Source organism: Streptomyces sp. NPDC059679 (genome assembly GCF_042734105.1).
GTDB lineage: Bacteria > Actinomycetota > Actinomycetes > Streptomycetales > Streptomycetaceae > Streptomyces.
The window spans coordinates 1-23,723 of sequence record NZ_JBHWES010000116.1 but is presented as its reverse complement, the minus strand read 5'-3'; the positions used below and the strand labels follow the sequence as shown (position 1 = coordinate 23,723).

The window sequence follows — 23,723 nt, the reverse complement described above, 5'->3', positions numbered from 1 at the left end:
ACACCACCCCATCCGAACCCGCCGACACCACCACCGCACCCAACACCGGATGCCCCACCACACCCAACCCCAACGACACCGGATCACCCACACCGCGCCGCCTCTTGGCCCAGTAGCGCTCGTGCTGGAACGGATAGGTGGGCAGGTCGATCCGCCGGGCGCCGCTGTCCGCGAAGAACGCGGACCAGTCCACCGACTCACCGTGGGCATGCAGTCGTCCGAGCGCGGTGAGCGCGGTGGCGGGCTCCGGCCGGTCCTTGCGTACGAGGGGGACGAACACCGCCGTATCGGAGCTCACCGACTCCTGGGCCGCCGCGCTCAAGGAACCGTCCGGGCCCAGCTCCACAAAGCGCGAGACGCCCTGGTCCGCGAGGAAGCGGACGGTGTCGGCGAACCGTACGGTGGCCCGGACATGCCGCACCCAGTACTCGGCGGAGCAGAGGTCTTCCGGGGCCGCGGCCGTGCCCGTGACGCTCGAGACGAGCGGGATCGTGGGCGTGTGGTAGGTCAGCCCCTCGGCCACGGCCCGGAACCGGTCGAGCATCGGCTCCATAAGCACCGAGTGGAACGCATGCGACACGCGCAGCATGCGGGTCCTGCGCCCCTCGGCGCCGAACCGCGCCGCGATCTCGTCGATCACGTCCTTGTCACCGGACATCACCACCGACCGGGGACCGTTGACCGCTGCGATGCTCACTCGGTCACTGACCAGGGCGGACACCTCGTCCTCCGCCACCTGCACGGCCACCATTGCGCCGCCGGGGGGCAGTTCGGACATCAGCCGGCCACGGGCGGCCACCAGAGCGCAGGCGTCCGCGAGGGACAGGACACCGGCCACATGCGCGGCGGCGATCTCCCCGATCGAGTGCCCCGCCACATGGTCCGGCCGCAGGCCCCACGACTCCACCAGCCGGAACAGGGCCACTTCGATGGCGAACAGCGCGGCCTGGGCGAAGTCGGTGCGGTCGAGCAGCTGGTCGTCCGAGCCCCACAGCACCTCCCGGACAGGGCGGAGAAGGTGGCGGTCCAGCTCGTCGAGCACCGGATCCAGGGCGGCGGCGAACGCGGGGAAGCGGTCGGCCAGCTCCCGCCCCATCCCCAGCCGCTGAGAGCCCTGTCCGGCGAAGAGGAACGCGGTCGAGCCGCCCGCACGCGTGTCGCCCACGACCAGCGAGGCCGCGGTCTCGCCGCGGGACAGCGCGGTCAGCGCCTGCCGGGCGTCCGCCGGATCCTCGGCGAGGACCACAGCGCGGTGTTCGAACGCCGAGCGCGAGGTGGCCAATGAGTACCCGATGTCCAGCGAACGCGGGCGCGGATCGGCCGAGTCGGCCGAGTCGGCCGAGTCGGCCATGAGGGGCAGCAGCCCGGCCGCCTGTGCCCGCAGCGCCTCCGGTGTCTTGGCCGACAGCAACCATGGTACGAGAACAGGTTCCGGCCGCTCTACAGTGAGGGTGGGCCGCGCCGGCTGGTGCCGGGGCGGCGGCGCCTGTTCGAGGATGATGTGTGCGTTCGTTCCGCTGATCCCGAAGGACGACACCGCCGCGCGGCGCGGGCCGCCGGTCTCCGGCCACGGCGTGGGTTCGGTGAGCAGCGCCACGCCCCCGGCCGACCAGTCCACATGGGAGGACGGCTGGTCCACGTGCAGGGTGCGCGGCAGCAGGCCGTGGTGCATCGCCTGCACCATCTTGACCACGCCGGCCACCCCCGCGGCCGCCTGGGTGTGGCCGAGGTTCGACTTGATCGATCCCAGCAGCAGCGGCTGGTCGGGGGCGCGGTCCTGTCCGTAGGTGGCCAGGAGCGCCTGGGCCTCGATGGGGTCGCCCAGCGTGGTGCCGGTGCCGTGTCCTTCCACGGCGTCGACGTCGGCGGCCGACAGCCCCGCGCTCGCGAGGGCCTGCCGGATGACCCGCTGCTGCGCGGGGCCGTTGGGGGCGGTCAGGCCGTTGGACGCACCGTCCTGGTTGACGGCGGAGCCGCGGACCAGGGCGAGCACCGGGTGGCCGTTACGGTGCGCGTCGGACAGCCGCTCCAGGACCAGGACGCCGACCCCTTCGGCCCAGCTCACCCCGTCGGCCGCGTCAGCGAAGGACTTGCAGCGGCCGTCGGCGGCCAGGCCGCCCTGCGCGCCGAAGTCGAGGAAGGTCTCCGGGCCGGCCATCACCGTCACACCTCCCGCGAGCGCCATGGAGCACTCGCCCTGCCGCAGCGCCTGGGTGGCGAGATGGAGCGCGACCAGCGACGAGGAGCAGGCGGTGTCCACCGTCAGCGCCGGCCCCTGGAAGCCGAGGGTGTAGGAGATCCGCCCGGAGAGCACGCTCCCCGCCGAACCAGTGCCGAGGAAGCCCAGGGACTCCGGCGGGAACTCGGCGTCGCCGCTCGCGTAGTCGTGGTACATGATCCCGGCGAAGACTCCGGTGTCGCTGCCGCGCAGGGACAGCGGGTCGAGCCCGGCCCGTTCCAGTGCCTCCCAGGAGGTCTCCAGCAGCAGCCGCTGCTGCGGGTCCATCGCCAGCGCCTCGCGGGGCGAGATGCCGAAGAAGCCCGCGTCGAAGGCGCCCGCGTCGTCGAGGAAGCCGCCTTCCCGGGTGTAGGTGGTGCCCTGGTGTTCGGGGTCGGCGTCGTAAAGGGACTCCAGGTTCCAGCCCCGGTCGTCGGGGAACCCGCAGATCCCTTCCCGGTCCGCGAGGACGAGGTCCCACAGATCGGCGGGCGACCGTACGCCACCGGGGTAGCGGCAGCTCATCGAGACGATGGCGATCGGGTCGTCGTCCACGGGCACGGCCGGGCGCGTCGGCCCGGCCGCGGACGCGGCGGTGTGCACCGCGCTGCCGGGCGCCACCAGCTCGTCGTGCAGATGTCCGGCGAGCTCGCGGACCGTCGGATAGTCGAAGATCAAGGTGGCGGACAGCCGCAGCCCGGTCGCCGCGTTGAGGCCGTTGCGCAGTTCGAGTGCGGTGAGCGAGTCGAAGCCGAGGTCCTTGAACGCCTGGTCCTCCTCGATCTGGGAGGTGGCCGCGTATCCGAGGACGGCGGCCACCTGACCGCGCACCAGCTCGAGGAGGATGCGAGGCCGTTCGGTCTCGGCCGCGCCGGCGAGCCGGGCCGCGAGTTCCGTGGGTTCGGGCGCGCCGCGGTGTGCGGCGCGGCGCGCCGGGCCCCGTACGAGATGGCGCAGGAGCGGCGGGACGTCGGGCAGCTTCTCGAGGGTCGCCGTGTCGAGCCGGAACGGCGCCACCACGGCGCGGTCGACGGACAGCGCCGCGTCGAGGAGTTCAAGACCCTGCTCGGCGGAGATCATCCGGGTGCCGTGGCGGCTCATCCGGTCGAGGTCGGTGTGGGTGAGGGTGCCGGTCATTCCGTCCTGGGGCTCCCAGGCGCCCCAGGCGAGGGACACGGCGGGCAGCCCCTGGGCCCGGCGGTGCTGGGCGAGCGCGTCGAGGAAGGTGTTGGCCGCCGCGTAGTTGCCCTGGCCGAGCCCGCCGAGGAGGCCGGCGGCCGCGGAGAAGAGGACGAAGGCGGAGAGGTCCCCGGTGAGCTCGTGCAGATTCCACGCGGCGTCGACCTTGGGCCGCAGCACGGTGTCGACCCGCTCCGGGGTGAGCGATTCGATGGTCGCGTCGTCGAGCACTCCCGCCGTGTGCACCACGGCCGTGAGCGGCCGGTCGGCCGGTACGGAGTCGAGCAGGTGCGCCAGTGCGGCCCGGTCGGATACATCGCAGGCGGCGACGGTGACCTGTGCGCCTTCGGCGGCCAGTTCATCGCGCAGCCTGGTGGCGCCGGGCGTGTCGAGGCCGCGCCGGCTGGTCAGCAGCAGATGGCGTACGCCGTGTCGGGCCACCAGGTGACGCGCCACCAGGCTGCCGAGGCCGCCGGTGCCGCCGGTGATGAGCACGGTGCCCGCCGCGTCGGCCCAAGATGCAGCCTCCCCGCCCGAGGCGGCAAGCCGGGTCAGCCGGGGGGCGTAGACCTCGCCGCCACGCACGGCGATACGGGGTTCGCCGGACGCCAGCGAGGCGCGCAATGCGGCGACGTCGACCGGTCCGCAATCGGCACCGGTCAGGTCGGCCAGGACGATCCGGCCCGGGTGCTCGGCCTGCGCCGAGGCCAGCAGCCCCCACACCGGGGCGAGTGCCGGTGCCACCACGTCTTCGTCGGGCCGAACCGAGACGGCCGCCCGGGTGACCACCACGAGCCGGGAGGCGGCGAACCGGTCGTCGGCCAGCCATTCCTTGACCAGCGCGAGCGTGTCGTACAGCGCCTCGCGCACCGCCGCCGGCAGGTCGCCGGGCGGTGCGGGGCGGTCGACGAAGACGTACGCGGGGGCCGGCGCTCCCTCGTCGGCCGTGTCGGCGAGGTCGGCCAGGTTCGGGTGCCGGGCATCGGCGGCGTCGGCCAGCGCGGATCCCTCTGGGCCGATCACCGCCCAGGCCTCGCCCGCCGGTGTGCCCCCGTCGGCCGCGGGTGTGTCTCCGGCGTCGGCCGGTGTCTCTTCGGCCTCGGCGGGACCGGTGGTCACCGGCAGCCAGTCGACGCCGAACAGCGAGTCGCGCAGCCCGCGGTGCGACACGCCGTCGACCGGGGACGCGGGCCGCAGCATCAGCGAGCCGATGGTGGCGACCGGTTGGCCCGCCGTGTCGGCGGCCAGCACCGACACGCCGTCGGGGCCGGTGGGGGTCAGCCGTACCCGCAGGGATGACGCGCCGACGGCGTGCAGGGCCACGTCCTGCCAGGCGAACGGGATCCGGGCGCCCGGCCCCTGGTCCTGGTCCTGGCGCAGCCCGCCCACGGCGTGCAGGGCGGCGTCCAGCAGCGCCGGGTGCACCCCGAAGGACTCGGCCGCGGCGTGGTGTTCCGGGTCCAGCTCGATATCGGCGAACACCTCATCGCCCAGGCGCCACGCGGCGCGCAGCCCCCGGAACGCGGGACCGTACTCGGAGCCGGCTTCCGCGAGCCGGTCGTAGTAGCCGTCGAGGTCGATCGGGTCCGCGCCGGCCGGTGGCCAAGCCATCAGCGGTTCGGTGACGGCCTGCCCGCCCGGCGCGAGCGTGCCCACGGCGTGTCGGATCCACTCGGCGCCGTCGTCCGTGTCGCCGGGCCCGTCGTCCGGGCGCGCGTACACGGTCAGCGGCCTGCGGCCGGCCTCGTCCGGGCCGCCCACCAGGATCTGCAGCCGGGCGCCGCCGCCCTCGGGCAGCGGTACGGGCGCGTGGATGGTGAGCTCTTCCAGCAACGGGCAGCCGACCTCGTGTCCGGCGTGCAGGGCCAGTTCGACGAACGCCGTGCCGGGGAACAGCACCGAGCCCGCGATCACATGATCGGCGAGCCAGGGGGTGGCGCGCGTCGACAGGTGGCACGTAAAGACGTGACCGTCGTCCTCGGCCAGGGCCAGCCGGGCGCCGAGGAGCGGGTGTCGCGCCGGGGTGAGCCCGAGCCGGTCCGCGCCGGGCTCCTCGGGCGGCGGGTTCAGCCAGTAGTGCTCGTTCTGGAAGGCGTAGGTGGGCAGCTCGACGTGGTGAGCGCCGGACCCGGCGAAGACCGCGGCCCAGTCGGGGGACACGCCGTTCACATGGAGCCGGGCCACAGCCGTGAGCAGGGTGCGGGGCTCGGGGCGGCCCTCGCGCAGCAGGGGAATACAGAGCGCGTTCTCACGGCCGATGGACTCCTGCGCCATCGCCGAGAGTGTTCCGTCCGGGCCCAGTTCGACGTACCTGGTGACATCCCGGTCGGCCAGCCAGCGGACACCATCGTAAAAGCGCACCGTCCGGCGTACGTGGGACACCCAGTACGCGGGGTCGGCCAACTGCTCGGCGCTCGCCGCCTCGCCGGTGACATCGGAGATCACGGTGATGGCCGGTGGCGCGTACGACAGGCCGCGGGCGACCTTCTCGAAGTCGGCCAGCATCGGTTCCATCAGCGGGGAGTGGAAGGCGTGGCTCACCTGGAGTCGCTTGGTCTTGCGGCCCAGCGCGCGGAAGTGGTCCGCGAGCCGGTCGACGGCCTCTGTGTCACCGGAGACGACGACGGACTCGGGCCCGTTGACCGCGGCGACCGCCACCCGTTCGTCCAGCAGCGGCAGCACCTCGTCCTCACGCGCGCGCACCGCCACCATCGCCCCGTCCCCGGGCAGCACCTGCATCAGCCGGCCGCGCGCGGCCACCAGCGCACAGGCGTCGGGAAGGTCGAACACCCCCGCCACGTGGGCCGCCGCGAGCTCGCCGATCGAATGGCCCAGGAGGTAGTCGGGGCGTGTCCCCCAGGACTCAAGCAGCCGGAACAGAGCCACTTCCAGGGCGAACAGGCCCGCTTGGGCATACATCGTCCGGTCGAGGAGGCTCTGGTCCGCTCCGTGTACGACGCTGTCCAACGGCTGGTCGAGATGCCTGTCCAGCTCGGCGGCCACGGCGTCCCACGCCTCGGCGAACACGGGGTGGCCGCGGCGGAGTTCCAGGCCCATGCCGATCCGCTGCGCGCCCTGCCCGGTGAACAGGAAGGCCAGGTGACCATCGCCCGCGACGCCCTGGACCACGCCGGGGGCGGGTGCGCCGTCGGCGAGGGCGGTGAGGGCGGTCCGCAGTTCGTCCCGGTCGGCGGCGACCACGGCCGCCCGGTGCTGGAGCGCGGCCCGGGTCGTCGCGAGGGACAGGCCGATGTCGGCGGTGGCGGTGTCGGGGTGGGCGTCCAGGTGTGCCAGCAGGCGACCGGCCTGTGCCCGCAGGGCCTGGCCGGTACGCGCCGACAGCGGGTAGGCGAGCACGGCAGGCACCGCGGCCGAGGCAGGCGCCGCAGCCGAGGCGGCCACCGGGCGGTCGGCCGGCGCGGATGGCTCCGCGGGCGCAGATGGCTCCGCGGGCGCAGATGGCTCGGCAGAGACGGGCAGCTCGGCGAGCTGCGGGGCCTGCTCGACGATGAGGTGTGCGTTGGTGCCGCTGACCCCGAAGGACGACACTCCGGCGCGGCGGGGCCGCCCCGTCAGCGGCCACGGGCGCGCCTCCGCCAGCAGCGACACCGCTCCGCCGGTCCAGTCCACGGCGGGCGTCGGCTCGTCGATGTGCAGCGACTTCGGCAGCAGGCCGTGCTCGATGGCCAGCACCATCTTCATGACGCCCGCCACGCCCGCGGCCGCCTGGGTGTGGCCCATGTTGGACTTGATCGAGCCGAGCCACAGCGGATCGGCGGTACGGCCCTGGCCGTACGTGGCCAGCAGCGCCTCGGCCTCGATCGGGTCGCCCAGCGGGGTGGCGGTGCCGTGCGCCTCCACCGCGTCCACGTCGTCGGTGGTCAGCCCGGCACTCGTCAGGGCGGCGAGGATGGCCCGCTCCTGCGCGGGCCCGTTGGGCGCGGTCAGGCCGTTCGACGCGCCGTCCTGGTTCACCGCGCTGCCGCTGATCACGGCGAGTACGCGATGCCCGTTGGCGCGGGCGTCGGCCAGCCGCTCCAGCACGAGGATCCCGGCGCCCTCACCCCACGCGGTGCCGCTCGCCCCTGCCGCGAAGGTACGGCAGCGGCCGTCCGCGGCCAGCCCGCCCTGCCTGCTGAACCCGATGAACAGGCCGGGGTCGGCCATCACCGTCGCGCCACCGGCCAGGGCGATCGAGCACTCGCCCTGGCGCAGCGCCTGCGCGGCCAGGTGCAGCGAGACCAGGGACGATGAGCACGCGGTGTCCACGGTGAGCGCCGGGCCCTCGAGGCCCAGTACGTATGACACCCGCCCGGACAGCGCGCTGGAGGTGGTGGCGGTGGTCATGTAGTCCACCGCGCCCTCGCTGCGGGCCGCGAGCCGGCCGTAGCCCTGGCCGTTGCTGCCGACGAACACGCCGGTACGGCTGCCGCGCAGCGACAGGGGGTCGATCCGGGCTCTTTCCAGGGCCTCCCAGCACACTTCGAGCAGCAGCCGCTGCTGGGGGTCCATCACCAGCGCTTCACGCGGGGAGATCCCGAAGAACGCGGGGTCGAAGCCCCCTACGTCCGTGAGGAATCCGCCCTCGCGGACGTAGGAGGTGCCCCGTTGCCGCTCCTCCGGGTCGTACACCGCGTCGGTGTCCCAGCCGCGGTCGGCCGGGAAGGGCGAGATGGCGTCCCGCCCCTCGGCCAGCAGCTCCCACAGCGACTCGGGGCCGTCCACCCCGCCGGGGAAGCGGCATCCCATGCCCACGATGGCGACCGGCTCATGCCGCCCGGACTCGGCTTCGCGCAGGCGCTGCCGGGTCTCATGAAGGTCGGCGGTCACCCTCTTGAGAAAGTAACGGAGCTTGTCTTCGTTTTCCATCTGAATCTCTCTCAATTCAATGGCCGCGGTGTCGGGGAGGGATGCCGGTGTCAGGAGATGCCGAACTCCTTGCCGATGAAGTCGAAAACCTCCTCGTCGGACGCCTGGAGCAGTTGCTCGTCGACTCCGCCCGGGCCACCGTCCAGGTCCTCGTCGCCCCACTGGGCGAGCAGCTTGGTCAGGCGTTCCCGGACCTGAAGTCGGGTCTCCCGGTGGGTGGTGGCGGTGGCCAGCGTGGCCTCCAGACGGTCGATCTCGGCGAGCACCTGGCCCTGGCCGCCCGCGCCCGCGCCCCCGACCATGGCCGTGGCCGTGGCCGTGTCGTCCGCCGTGCCGGCCGGCAGCAACTGCTCCAGCAGGTGCTGCGAGAGCGCGGTCGGGCTCGGGTAGTCGAACACCAGCGCCCGCTTCAGCCGCAGCTGTGTGGCGGCAGCCAGCCGGTTGCTGAACTCCACCGCGGTCAGCGAGTCGAAGCCGAGGTCGCGGAACGGCACACCGGACTCGACCGCGTCGGCCGAGTCGTACCCGAGCACCGCCGCGGCCGTCTTGCGTACGAGCCCGACGACGGCCGAGACACGCTCCGGCTCGGGCATCCGCGCCAGCCGCTCACGCAGCGACTCGCCGGTCCCGTCGGCGGCATCGTCCGACACCGCCCGCATGGCGCGCCGGGCCTCGGGGATCTCGCTCAGCAGCGGGCTCGGCCGGACCGCGCTGAAGGTCGGCGCGAACCGGTCCCATGCGAGGGCCGAGACGAAGGCGGTCGGCTCCGCGCCGGTGACCAGCTGGGCCAGCGCCGCCACCGCGAGCTTCGGGTCCATCGCGAGCACACCGGCTCGCTGGGACACCGCCTCCACCGGGGTGTCAGCGGCCATTCCGGCGCCGGCCCACAGACCCCACGCCACCGAGGTGGCGGCGAGGCCGTCGGCGCGGCGCCGCTCGGCCAGGGCGTCGAGTACGGCGTTGGCCGCGGCGTAGTTCGCCTGGCCACGGCTGCCGAGCGCACCGGAGGACGAGGCGAACAGGGCGAACACCGCCAAGTCCAGATCGCGGGTCAGCTCGTCCAGCAGCAGCGCCGACGCCACCTTCGAGCGGAAGACCGGCTCGTAGCGCTCGGGGGTGAGCCCGTCCATCAGGCCGTCGTCGAGCACACCCGCCGTGTGAACGACGCCGGTCAGCGGGTGCTCGGCCGGGACGGTGGCCAACAGGGTGGCCAGCGCGTCCCGGTCGGCCACGTCGCATGCGGCGATGGTGACCTGGGCGCCCAGGGCGCCCAGCTCCGCGCGCAGTTCGTCCGCGCCGGGGGCGTCTGGGCCACGACGGCTGGTCAGCAGCAGATGCTCGGCGCCGTTGCCGGCCAGCCACCGGGCGACGTGTCCGCCCAGCGCTCCCGTGCCACCGGTGATGAGCACCGTACCGCTGGGCTGCCACGGCTGGTCCGACGCCTCGGCCGGGGCCGGCACCATCCGCCTGCCGAACACGCCGGTGGAGCGGATCGCGACCTGGTCCTCCCCCGCGGGGGCGGCCAGCGCACCCGCGAAGCGGCCGATGATCCGGTCGTCCAGGTCGGCGGGCAGGTCGATCAGGCCGCCCCAGCTGCGCGGGTACTCCAGTGCCGCGACCCGGCCAAGGCCCCAGACGGCGTTCTGCAGCGGGGCCGTCGCCCGGTCCGAGTGGCCCAGCGACACCGCGCCCCGGGTCACCGCCCACACCGGCGCCTCGATCCCGGCGTCGCCCAGGGCCTGCATCAGGGTCGCGGTCAGCACGGCTCCAGCCGGGACCGACGGGTGCTCGGGAAGGGCCGATTCACTCAGCGCCAGCAGCGACAGCACACCCGCGAACTCCGCGCCGTCCGCGCCGCGTGACCCACCCACGCCGTCCGGGCCACCGACGCGATCGGCGGCGCAGGACGCCAGTCGGTCGGCCAGTGCGGCGCGATCGGCGTCCCCGACCTCCAGCCGCACCGCGCCGGCTCCCGCCGCGTCCGCCAGGACGGACACCCACGGGTCGTCGGCCAGGCCCTGCGGTACGACCACCAGCCAGGTGCCCGACGGGGCGGCGGCCTGCGCGGTCACGGGCTTCCATATGGTCCGGTAGCGCCAACCGTCGACCGTGGAACGCTCGCGCCGCCGCTGCCGCCACGATGACAGCGCGGGCAGCACGGCGCCGAGCGAGTTGGTGTCGACTTCCAGCCGCGCGGCCAGGGACTCCAGTTCCTCCTCTTCGACGGCGGCCCAGAACTCCGCGTCCACCGCTTCCTTGTCACCGGGCAGCGGCTCGGTCTCGGCCGCCTCGGGCCAGAACCGCTGCCGCTGGAACGCGTAGGTCGGCAGTTCGATACGGCGTGCGCCGGTCGCGGTGAGGAAACCGGCCCAGCCGGTGTGCACACCACGGACGAAGAGCTCGGCCAGCGACAGGGCGAAGCGGCCCAGTCCTCCCTGGTCCCGGCGCAGCGTGCCGGCGACCACGGCGGTCTCGTCGACGTCGTCGATGGTCTCCTGGACCGCGACGGTGAGTACGGGATGGGCGCTGATCTCGATGAACGCGCGGTGGCGCCGGGCCAGCAGCTCCCGTATGGCGGGCTCGAAGCCAACCGTCTGCCGCAGATTGCGGTACCAGTAGTCGGCGACCAGCTCACTGCCCTCAAGCCACTCGCCGGTCACCGTGGACAGGAACGGCACCTCCGCTGTGCGCGGAGCGACCGGCGCGAGCTCCGCCAGCAGTTCGTCGTGGATCTCCTCGACGTGCGCGGAGTGCGAGGCGTAGTCCACCGCGATACGGCGGATACGTACCTCCTCGCCCGTCAGCTCCTCGACCAGCTCGTCCAGGGCCTGCTGGTCACCCGACACCACGACCGACTGGGGGCCGTTGACGGCGGCGATCGACACCCGGCCCTCCCAGCGCTCCAGTCGCGCCTCGACCTCGGCAACCGGCAGCGGCACCGACGCCATGCCGCCGGCACCGGCAAGCCGACGCGCGATCGCCTGGCTGCGCAGCGCCACCACCCGTGCGCCGTCCTCCAGCGACAGCGCACCGGCCACACACGCGGCGGCGATCTCACCCTGCGAATGGCCCACCACCGCGTCCGGCTCCACACCATGGGAACGCCACACAGCCGCGAGCGAGACCATCACCGCCCACGACACGGGCTGCACCACATCGACCCGGTCCAGCGACGGCGCGCCTTCGACCTGCCGTACGACGTCCATCAGCGACCAGTCGATGAACGGCGCCAGAGCAGCGGCACTTTCGCCCAGCCGTTCCGCGAACACCGGGGACTCGTCCAGCAGCCGGGCACCCATGCCCGCCCACTGCGAACCCTGCCCCGGGAAGACGAACACCGACCTCCCCTCGACGTCGGCAACCCCACGCACCACACCCGCCGCGGGATCGTCATCGCCCAGAGCGCGCAGGCCCGACAGCAGTTCCTCGCGGTCACCACCGACCACCACCGCCCGGTGCTCCAACACCGACCGGGTGGAGAGCAGCGAGTGGCCGATGTCGGTCGGCGTCGCCTCGGGGCGGCTCTCCGCGTGGGACAGCAGGCTGATCGCCTGTCCACGCAGCGCCTCGGCCGTCCTCGCCGACACCACCCACGGCACCGTCACCGCGTCGACCGTGGGCATGTCGTCCTCTGCGCTCTCGGCGGTCACCGCGTCCTCGGGCGCCTGCTCCAGGATGGCGTGGGCATTGGTGCCGCTCATGCCGAAGGAGGAGACTCCGGCCCGGCGCGGACGCCCGTGCTCCGGCCACTCCACGGCCTCGGTCAGCAGCTCAACCGCACCACTGGCCCAGTCCACGTGCGTGGACGGCGCGTCCACGTGGAGCGTCTTGGGCAGCGTCCCGTGGCGCATCGCCATCACCATCTTGATCACACCGGCGACGCCCGAAGCGGACTGGGTGTGGCCGATGTTCGACTTGATGGAGCCGAGCCGCAGCGGCAGCTCACGGTCCCGTCCGTAGGTGGCGAGCAGCGCCTGCGCCTCGATCGGGTCACCCAGCGTGGTCCCGGTGCCATGCGCCTCCACCGCGTCCACATCCACCGGAGACAGACCGGCGTTCGCCAGCGCCTGACGGATCACCCGTTGCTGCGACGGACCATTCGGCGCCGTCAGACCATTCGACGCGCCATCCTGATTCACCGCCGAACCACGCACCACCGCGAGCACCTCATGCCCGTTGCGCCGTGCATCCGACAGCCGCTCGAGCACGACCAGGCCGACACCCTCCGACCAGCCGGTCCCGTCGGCGCCCTCCGCGAAGGACTTGCACCGGCCGTCCTGCGCCAGTCCGCCCTGCTGCCGGAACTCCGCGAACCCGGCCGGGCTGGACATCACCGTCACACCACCGGCCAGGGCCAGCGAGCACTCGCCGCCGCGCAGCGCCTGCATCGCCATATGCATCGCCACCAGGGAGGAGGAGCACGCGGTGTCCACGGTGACCGCCGGGCCCTCCAGCCCGAAGGTGTACGACAGCCGGCCGGACACCACGCTCGTCGCCTGGCCGGTCATCATGTGGCCCAGCGACTCCTGGGGGGCGACATAGCCGCCGCCGGTGGCGCCGATGAAGACACCCGCGTCGCTGCCACGCAGCCCCGCCGGGTCGATTCCGGCCCGCTCGAACACCTCCCACGCGGACTCCAGCAGCAGCCGCTGCTGCGGGTCCATGGCCAGCGCCTCACGGGGTGAGATGCCGAAGAACCGGGCGTCGAACTCGGTGGCGTCGTGGACGAATCCGCCCTCGAATGCGGTGTCCGCGTCGAGGTTCCAGCCCCGGTCGGCCGGGAACGGCGAGATCGCGTCCCGCCCCTCGGTCACCAGGCGCCACAGGTCCTCGGGCGACCGGACGCCGCCCGGGTAGCGGCAGCTCATCCCGACGATCGCGATCGGGTCGTCCGCAAGTATCGATATGCGGCTCCGCCGCGTGGTGATGGAGGCGGCGGGGAGGGCCGCGCCGTCCGGGTCGGGCCGCTCCCCGAGCAGTTCGGCGCGGAGGTGGTCGACGAGCGCCGCCGGGGACGGGTAGTCGAAGACCAAAGTGGTGGGCAGGGGCAGGCCGGTCGCGGTGGCGAGCCGGTTGCGCAGTTCCACCGCCGTCAGCGAGTCGAAGCCGAGGTCCTTGAAGGCCCGGTCCGCCTCGATGGCGTCCCCGCCCGAGTGGCCGAGCACCAGGGCCACCTGCTCCCGGACCACGCCGAGCAGCGCGTCGAGCCGTTCGTCGTCGTCCGCCATGGCCCGCAGCCGTCCACGCAGCGAGGCCAGCGACGCGTCGTCGTACCGCGTGGTCACGTCCGCGGTGAGCGCGCGGCGTACGGCGGGCAGGTCGCGCAGCAGCGCGCTCGGCCGGGCCAGGGTGAAGGCGGGGGCGAACTGGTCCCAGTCGACGTCGGCGACCGCGATGGTCACGTCCCGGTTCCGCAGGGCGCTGCTCAGCCCGGCGATGGCGGTTTCCGGCGCCATCAGGATCAGTCCGCGGCGCGCCAGATAGTCCTGGGCACCGTCGGCCGCCGCCATTCCGCCGTCGGCCCATGCGCCCCAGGCCACGGATGTCGCCGTCAGCCCCTGGGCCGTACGAGCCTCGGCCAGCGCGTCCAGATAGGCGTTGGCCGCGCCGTAGGCACCCTGTCCGCCGCTGCCCCAGGTGGCGGCGACCGAGGAGAAGAGCACGAAGAAGTCCAGGTCACGGTCGCCGAGCAACGAGTCGAGATGGGCCGCGCCGACGACCTTGGCGGTCATCACCTCAGCCGTCTCGGCGTCGCTCGCGCCGTCCAGCGGCGCGGCGGCCTGGGCGATGCCCGCGGTGTGTACGACGCCTGTCAGGGGGCTGTCGTCGGGGATGCCGGCCAGCACTGCCGCCAGCGCCTCCCGGTCGGACACGTCGCAGGCGGCGATCGTGACCCGTGCGCCCAGCTCGGTGAGTTCGTCGCACAGTTCGCGGGCACCCGGGGCGTCGGGGCCACGACGGCTCGTCAGCACCAGGTGCTCGGCGCCGCAGCGGGCGAGCCAGCGGGCCACATGGCTGCCCAGACCGCCGGTACCACCGGTGATCAGGACCGTTCCGGTGGCGGTGAAGCCGGTCTCGTCCACGTCCAGTTCGGCCGGGCAGGGGACGACGCGCCGGCCGAAGAGGCCGGAGGACCGCACCGCGATCTGGTCCTCGTCACCGGCGCCGGACAGCACGGCGGCCAGCCGTCGGCCGGCGGGCCGGTCCAGGGTGCCGGGCAGATCGATGAGCCCGCCCCAGCGCCCCGGGTACTCCAGCGCCGCGACCCGGCCGAGGCCCCAGACGGCAGCCTGGGCCGGGCTCGGTGCGGTGTCCGAGCGGCTTACCGACACCGCGCCCCGAGTGGCGGCCCACAGCGGCGACTCGATGCCCGCGTCGTCCAGCGCCTGCACCAAGGTGGTCGTCAGGGCCACGCCCGCCGGTACGCCGGGGTGTCCGTCGACGGCGTGCTCGTACGCTCCGAGCAGCGAGAGTACGCCCGCGAACGGGCCCGATTCGGCCGCCACCTCACGCAGCAGGTCGGCCAGTGCGGCGCGGTCCGGCTCGGTGATCTCGACACGTACCGCCGGGGTGGGCGTGGTCTCGGCCACGGAGGTCACCCATGCGTCGTCCGCCTGGTCGGCCGGGACGACCACGAGCCAGCTGCCGCGCTGGGCCCGGGGGGTCGGGTCGGCCAGCGGTGTCCAGTTGACCCGGTAGCGCCAGCCGTCCACGACGGACTGCTCACGCCGGCGGCGGCGCCAGGTGGTCAGCGCGGGAAGCACCGCGCCGAGCGAGTCGCCGTCGACCTCCAGCCGTGAGGCCAGGGATTCCAGGTCCTCCCCCTCGACCACGGCCCAGAAGTCCGTGTCCGCGTCCGCGTCCGTGAGGTCGGCGTCCGCGGCGGGTGCCGGCGCCAAGACCTCCGGCCAGTAGCGCTGGTGCTGGAAGGCGTAGGTCGGGAGGTCGATCCGGTGGGCGCCGGTGCCCGCGAAGAACGCCGGCCAGTCGACCTCCACCCCGTGGGCGTACAGCCGGGCCAGCGCGGTGACCACCGCCCGCTCCTCCTCCGCGCCCTTCCGCAGCGCGGAGGCCACCACGGTGGCGGCCGGGGACTGCTCCGACAGGCTTTCCTGAGCCATCGCCGACAGCACACCATCGGGGCCGATCTCCAGATACGCGCTCACGCCACGCCCATCCAGCCAGCGCACCCCATCGGCGAACCGCACGGCCTCGCGCACCTGCCGCACCCAGTACTCCGGCGCACCCACCAGCTCCGCCGTGACCGGCTCACCGGTCAGGCCGGATACCAGTGGCACCACCGGGGCGCCAAAGGCCAGGCCCCGGGCCACCCGCCCGAATTCCGCCACCATCCCGTCCATCAGAACCGAGTGAAACGCATGCGAGACCCGCAAACGCCTAGTCTTACGGCCCTCTTCCGCAAACCGAGTGGCGATGTCCAGCACGGGGGCCTCTTCGCCCGAGATCACCACCGAACGCGGCCCGTTCACCGCGGCGATCGACACCCTCTCCCCGAGGTACGGAGTGACCTCATCCTCGGTCGCCTGGAGGGACACCATCGCCCCGCCCGACGGCAGCTCGCCCATCAGCCGGGCCCGCGCCGCCACCAGCGTGCACGCGTCCGCCAGCGAGAACACCCCGGCCACATGGGCCGCGGCGATCTCCCCGACCGAATGCCCGGCCACGTAGTCCGGCCGCACTCCCCAGGACTCCACCAGCCGGAACAGCGCCACTTCCACCGCGAACAGCGCCGGCTGGGTCCAGGCCGTCTCATCCAGCAGCTCCGCCTCGGCCGAACCCGCCTCCGCGAACAGCACCTCACGCAGCGGACGGTCCAGATGGGCGTCCAGGTGCGCGCACACCTCGTCCAGCGCCTCGGCGAACACCGGGAATGCCTGGTACAGCTCGCGGCCCATCCCGGCCCGCTGACTGCCCTGACCCGAGAACAGGAACGCGACCACGCGATCCTCGCGGGCCGCGCCCTGCACCAGATTCACAGCGGACTCGCCGCACGCCACGGCCCTCAGACCCGCCGCGACCTCGGGCCGCCCCCCAGCGAGCACCACACCACGGCGCTCGAATCCGGAGCGCGTCGTCGCCAGCGAGTACGCCAGATCCACCAGCCCGAGGCCGGACGGCTCCTCCTCGACACGGGCGACCACCCGCTCCGCCTGCGCCCGCAGTGCCTCCTCCGATTTGCCCGACACCACCACCGGTACGACACCCGGCGCCCGAGCGGGCACCGGGAGTGCCACCGGGCCGTCGTCGGCCTCCGGCCGCGGGCCCTGCTCCAGGATGGCGTGGGCATTGGTGCCGCTGATGCCGAACGCCGAGATGCCGACCCGGCGCGGGTGCCCCGTCTGCGGCCACGCGGCCTGCTCGGTCAGCAGCTCCACCGCACCGGACGACCAGTCCACATGCGACGTCGGCTCGTCGATGTGCAGCGTCTTGGGCAGTACGCCGTACCGCATCGCCATGACCATCTTGATCACGCTCGCGGCACCGGCCGCCAGCTGGGTGTGGCCGAGGTTGGACTTGACCGAGCCGAGCAGCAGGGGCCGTTCGCGCTCCTGTCCGTAGGTGGCGAGCAGGGCCTGGGCCTCGATCGGGTCGCCCAGGGTGGTCCCCGTGCCGTGCGCCTCGACCGCGTCGATGTCGTTCGCGGTCAGCTTGGCGTTGGTCAGCGCCTGGCCGATCACCCGCTGCTGCGAGGGGCCGTTGGGCGCGGTCAGACCGTTCGACGCACCGTCCTGGTTGATCGCCGAGCCGCGTACCACCGCGAGCACGGGGTGGCCGTTGCGCCGGGCGTCCGACAGCCGCTCCACCAGGAGCAGCCCCACGCCCTCGGACAGGCTCATCCCGTCGGCCGATTCGGCGAACGCCTTGCAGCGGCCGTCCGCGGCCATCCCGCGCTGGCGGCTGAAGGCCAGGAACGAGCCGGGGGTGGTCATCACGGTGACACCACCGGCCAGCGCCAGCGTGCTCTCGCCGTTGCGCAGCGACTGGCACGCGAGGTGCAGCGCCACCAGCGACGAGGAGCACGCGGTGTCCAGGGTGACCGCCGGGCCCTCCAGGCCGAACAGATACGAGATGCGGCCCGACAGCACGCTCGGCACCGAGCTGGTGAGCATATAGCCCTCCGACCCCTCCGAGCCGGTGTGCGGGCCGAAGCCGTAGTCCTGGTAGCTGGAGCCGATGAACGTGCCGGTCAGGCTGCCCCTGACCGACGCGGGGTCGATACCGGCCCGCTCGAACGCCTCCCAGGAGGTCTCCAGCAGCAGCCGCTGCTGCGGGTCCATGGCCAGCGCCTCACGCGGCGAGATCCCGAAGAAGCCCGCGTCGAACTCCGCGGCGTCGTGCAGGAAGCCACCGCGCGTCGAGTACGTCTTGCCGGGCTTGTCCGGGTCCGGGTCGTACAGCCGCGTCGCGTCCCAGCCACGGTCGGCGGGGAACTCGGAGATGACGTCCTGTCCGCCCGCGACCACCTCCCACAGCTGCTCCGGCGAGCCGATCCCGCCGGGGAAGCGGCAGGCCATACCGATGATCGCGATCGGCTCGTCGGAGGCCGTGGAGACCGTGGGGGCGGGCGTACCTGGCCGCGTCGCCACGGCCGAGCCCACGATCCGCGACCGCAGGAACTCCACCAGGGCCACCGGGCTCGGGTAGTCGAAGACCAGGGTGCTCGGGAGTGTCAGACCGGTGGCCCTGGCCACCCGGTTGCGCAGGTCCACCGCGGTCAGCGAGTCGAACCCGACGTCGCGGAACGCCCGTCGCTCCGCGATCGCGTCCGGGGAGGCGTGTCCCAGGACGGCCGCCGCCTCGGCGCGCACCAGGTCCAGCAGCGCACGCTCCCCCTCGGCGGCGGACAGGCCGCGGATACGCGCGGCGAACTCACCGTCCGCGGAGGCGGCGACGGCGTCCTCGGCCCGCTGGAGAATCCCGCGTACCTCGGCCACCTCGCTGAACAGCGGGCTGGGGCGCACCGAGGTGTAGACCGGGTAGTAGCGATCCCAGTCGATGTCGGCGATCGTCAGCAGCGTCTCGTCGTCGTCCAGTGCGCGCCGCAGACCGGTGTGGGCGAGCTCGGGCTGCATATAGCGCAGACCGCTGCCGAGGATCTGCCGCGGGTCGACCCGTACCTGATCGTCGCGCCAGATGCCCCATGCGATCGAGGTGGCGCGCAGACCGTGGGCGCGCCGGTGTTCCGCCAGCGCCTCCAGGTAGGAGTTGGCCGCCCCGTACGCGCCGTGGTCGCCGCTGCCCCAGATGCCCGCGATCGACGAGTAGTACACGACGGCGTCGAGTTGTTCGTCGTCGAGCAGTTCATGCAGATGGCGGGCGCCCGCGACCTTGGCGTCGACGATCGCGGCGAACGTGTCGTGGTCGGTGGCGGACAGCGAGACCAGGTCGATGTAGGCGGCCACATGGACGGCGGTGCGGATGACCCGTCCCTCGCCCGTGAGCCGGCTGATCATCGCGGCCACCGCGTCCCGGTCCGCCACATCGCAGGCCACGACCTCCACGGTCGTACCCAGCTCGGCCAGCTCGGCCACCAGCTCGGCGGCGCCGGCCGCTGCCATCCCGCGACGGCTGGTCAGCACCAGGTCTTCAGCCCCGTTGTGCGCGAGCCACCGGGCCAGATACTGGCCCAGCACACCGGTGCCGCCGGTGATCAGGGTGGTGCCGCGCGGCTGCCAACGGCCCTTGGGGGCGGAGTCGTCGGCGGGTGTGCGCACCACGCGGCGTACGAACACGCCGGAGGGCCGGATCGCGAACTCGCCCTCGCCGTCCTCGCCCTCCGTCCCGGCGAGCGCACCGGCCAGCCGCTGCGCGGCGCGCTGGTCGAGCTCGGCGGGCAGGTCCACCAGGCCGCCCCAGCGGCGCGGGTGCTCCAGCGCGGCCGTCCGGCCCAGGCCGAGGACCTGCGCCTGCACCGGGCTGGCCAGCCGGTCGGAACGGCCGGTCGACACGGCTCCACGGGTGAGGCACCACAGCGGCGCGTCGGCGCCGATGTCGTCCAGCGCCTGCACCAGCGCGAGGCTCAGCGCGAGCCCGGAGGGCAGCACCGGGTAGGTGGCGCTCGGCTGCTCGGCGAAGGCCAGAACCGACACCATGCCGCGGATGTCCTCGACGCCGTCCACGCTTTGGAGCCTGGACGCGAGTTCGGCGCGGTCGACACACGACTCGTCCAGCTCCAGCCGCCGGACCTGTGCGCCATGTCCGGCGAGGGCCGCGGTCACCTCGTCGTCCGCGATACCGTCGGCGGTCACGACCAGCCAGGTCCCGGTCAGCACCGGCACCGAGGACATACGCAGCGGCCGCCACTCGGTCCGGTAGCGCCACGAGTCCACGGTGGACTGCTCACGGCGCCTGCCGCGCCACGCGGAGAGCGCGGGCAACACGGCGCCCAGCGAACCTCCGTCGATCTCCAGCCAGTCGGCGAGGGATTCCAGGTCTTCCTGCTCGACGGCGGACCAGAACTCCGCATCCGCCGTATCGGCCTCCGCGGCCGGGACGCCGGTCCTGGCCTCGTCCGGCCAGTAGCGCTCGCGCTGGAACGCGTAGGTCGGCAGGTCGACGCGGTGGGCACCGGTGTCGGCGAACATCCCCGCCCAGGCGACGTCGACGCCGCGTACGAAGACCTCGGCCAGCGAGGTCAGGAAGCGGCCGAGACCGCCCTCGTCCCGGCGCAGCGTGCCGGCCGTGACGGCGTGGTCGCCGGTGGCGTCGATGGTCTCCTGGACCGCCATCGTGAGTACGGGGTGGGAGCTGACCTCGATGAACGCCCGGTGTTCCTGTGCCAGGAGGACGCGGATGGCCGGTTCGAAGCCGACCGTCCGCCGCAGATTGCGGTACCAGTAGTCGGCGTCCATACCCGTGGTGTCGAGCCAGTCGCCGGTCACCGTGGAGAAGAACGGCACCTCTGCTGTGCGCGGAGCGACCGGCGCGAGCTCGGCCAGCAGCTCCTCGTGGATCTCCTCGACATGCGCGGAGTGGGACGCGTAGTCCACCGCGATACGGCGGATACGTACCTCCTCACCGGTCAACTCCTCGACCAGCTGGTCCAGCGCTTCCGAGTCGCCGGACACGACGACCGAGCGGGGGCCGTTGACGGCGGCGATCGACACCCGGCCCTCCCAGCGCTCCAGTCGCGCCTCGACCTCGGCGACCGGCAGCGGCACCGACGCCATGCCACCGGCACCGGCAAGCCGCCCCGCGATGGCCTGGCTGCGCAACGCGACCACGCGGGCGCCATCGTCCAGCGACAGAGCGCCCGCCACACACGCGGCGGCGATCTCACCCTGCGAATGGCCCACCACCGCGTCCGGCTCCACACCATGCGAACGCCACACAGCCGCGAGCGAGACCATCACCGCCCACGACACCGGCTGCACCACATCCACCCGCTCCAGCGACGGCGCGCCTTCGACCTGCCGTACGACGTCCATCAGCGGCCACTCGATGAACGGCGCCAGAGCAGCGGCACACTCGGCCAGCCGTTCCGCGAACACCGGGGACTCGTCCAACAAACGGGCACCCATCCCCACCCACTGCGAACCCTGCCCCGGGAAGACAAACACCGACCTCCCCTCCACATCGGCAACCCCACGCACCACACCCACCGCCGGGCCGTCAGCACCCAGAGCCCGCAGACCGGACAGCAGCTCCTCGCGGTCACCACCGACCACCACCGCCCGGTACTCCAACACCGACCGCGTGGACACCAGCGAGTGGCCGATGTCGGCCTGCGTCGCCTCGGGGTGACTCTCCATATGGGAGGCCAGGTTGGCGGCTTGCTCACGCAACGCCTCGGCCGTCTTCGCCGACACCACCCACGGCAGTGCGGCAGGGGTCACGGCGGGGATCTCTCGGTCGTCCGGCTTCGGCTCGGCGGGCAGCGGGGCCTGCTCCAGGATGGTGTGCACATTGGTGCCGCTGACGCCGAACGCCGAGACACCGGCTCGGCGCGGACGCCCGGTCTGCGGCCACTCCATCGGCTCGGTCAACAGCTCGACCGCACCCGCCGACCAGTCCACATGCGTCGACGGCGTGTCCACGTGCAGCGTCTTGGGCAGCACACCGTGCCGCAGCGCCATGACCATCTTGATCACACCGGCCATACCGGCCGCGACCTGGGTGTGCCCCATGTTGGACTTGATGGAGCCCAGCCGCAGCGGCAGCTCACGGTCCTGCCCGTACGTGGCGAGCAGCGCCTGCGCCTCGATCGGGTCGCCCAGCGTGGTGCCCGTACCGTGCGCCTCCACCGCGTCCACATCCACCGGAGCCAGACCGGCGTTCGCCAGCGCCTGACGGATCACCCGCTGCTGCGAGGGACCGTTGGGAGCGGTCAACCCATTCGACGCACCGTCCTGATTCACCGCAGAACCCCGCACCACCGCGAGCACCTCGTGCCCGTGGCGTACGGCGTCCGACAACCGCTCGAGCACGACCAGGCCGACACCCTCCGACCAGCTCGTTCCGGCGGCAGAGTCGGCGAACGAGTGGCAGCGGCCGTCCGGGGCCATCCCGCCCTGCTCGTTGAACTCGCCGAAACCGATCGGCGTCGACATCACCGTGACACCGCCCGCCAGCGCCAGCGAGCACTCGCCGGTGCGCAGCGCCTGGGCGGCGAGGTGCATCGCCACCAGCGAGGAGGAACACGCGGTGTCCACGGTGACGGCCGGGCCCTCGAGGCCGAAGGTGTAGGACAGCCGCCCCGAGATCACACTGGTGGCCTGGCCCGTCATATGGTGGCCGCGGGATTCCTGCGGCGGAAGGTAGCCGAAGCCGGTCGCGCCGACGAAGACGCCCGCGTCCGTCCCGCGGACCGAGGCGGGGTCGATGCCCGTGCGCTCGAACACCTCCCAGGCGGTCTCCAGCAGCAGCCGCTGCTGCGGGTCCATGGCCAGCGCCTCACGCGGCGAGATCCCGAAGAAGCCCGCGTCGAACTCCGCGGCGTCGTAGAGGAAACCGCCCTCGTAGCCGGCGCCCGGGTCCAGTCGCCAGCCGCGGTCGGTGGGTAGTTCGGCGATGGCGTCGCGCCCTTCGGCGACCAGCCGCCACAGGTCTTCCGGCGACCGGACCCCGCCCGGGTAGCGGCAGCTCATCCCGACGATCACGATCGGGTCGTCCGCAAGCCCCGAGGTGACGGCCGTCGGCAGGATCACCTCGCCGTGCTCGCCCAGCAGCTCACGCAGCAGGAACTCGGCCAGCGCGGTGGGCGTGGGGTAGTCGAACACCAAGGTGGCGGGCAGCCGAAGTCCGGTCGCGCCGCCGAGCCGGTTGCGCAGCTCGACCGCGGTCAGCGAGTCGAAGCCCAGTTCGCGGAACTCCCGCCGGACCTCCACCGCGTCCGGCGACGGGTGTCCCAGTACGGCTGCCGCCTGGCCGCGCACGAGATCGATCAGCAGGCGCAGACGGTCGGCCTCGCGCAGCCCGGCGAGCCGCTGGGTCAGCGCGGCGGCCGCGCCGGACTCGGAGGCGGAGGCGCCGCCAGCCGTCCTGCGGGCCGTACGGACCAGACCGCGCAGCAGCCCCGGGACCTCGCCCTGCGCACGGAGCGCGGCAAGGTTGAGGCGCACGGGGGCCACCACTGGTTCGTCGCAGGTGGCCGCCGCGTCGAAGAGCGCTACGCCCTGTTCCTCGGTCAGCAGCGGCATTCCGGCCGAGTTGAGCCGGTGGATGTCCGTGTCGGTGAGCTCGCTGGTCATACCGCCGTCCTGGGCCCACGGCCCCCACAGCAGCGACTGGCCGGGCAGGCCCTCGGCCCTGCGGTGGTTGGCCAGCGCGTCGAGGAAGGCGTTGGCCGCGGCGTAGCTGCCGAGACCCGCGCCGCCGAGCTGGCCCGCGACCGACGAGTACGTCACGAACGCGGCCAGGTCCAGGTCGCGGGTCAGCTCATGCAGATGCCAGGCCGCGTCCGCCTTCGGGCCGAAGACCGTGGCCAGCCGCTCGGGGGTCAGCGAGGCGATCACGCCGTCGTCGAGCGCGGCCGCGGTGTGGACGACCGCGGTCAGCGGGTGCTCCGCGGAAACCCCGGCGAGCAGCGCGGTCAGCGCGTCGCGGTCCGCCACATCGCATGCGGCTACGGTGACATCGGCACCGTGGGCGCTCAGCTCCTCCCGCAGTTCGGGCGCGCCGGGCGCGTCCGGCCCGCGGCGGCTGACCAGCAGCAGGTGCTTCATCCCCCATTCGGCGGCGAGATGGCGAGCGAGCCTGCTGCCGAGACCGCCTGTGCCACCGGTGATCAGCACGGTGCCCTCGGGGTCCCAGCGAGGCGGCATGGTGAGCACGATCTTGCCCGTGTGCCTGGCCTGGCTCATGAACCGGAACGCGTCCCGCGCCCGCCGCACATCCCAGGTCGTCACCGGCAACGGACGCAACACACCCGCGCCGAACAGCTCCATCAGCTCGGCCAGCATTTCCTGCGTACGGTCCAGACCGGCGTCCGCCAGAT

The 23,723-nt window shown here is 73.1% G+C and carries 2 protein-coding genes; both read right to left on the bottom strand.

Annotated features, from left to right (window positions below):
• The coding region (locus tag ACFV2X_RS53145; RefSeq protein ID WP_385630980.1) for a type I polyketide synthase at positions 1-8,266 on the bottom strand (8,266 nt) is incomplete at its 3' end.
• Between the two features lie 50 nt (positions 8,267-8,316).
• Positions 8,317-23,723: type I polyketide synthase (locus ACFV2X_RS53140; protein WP_385630976.1), on the bottom strand; the 15,407-nt coding region annotated here is incomplete at its 5' end.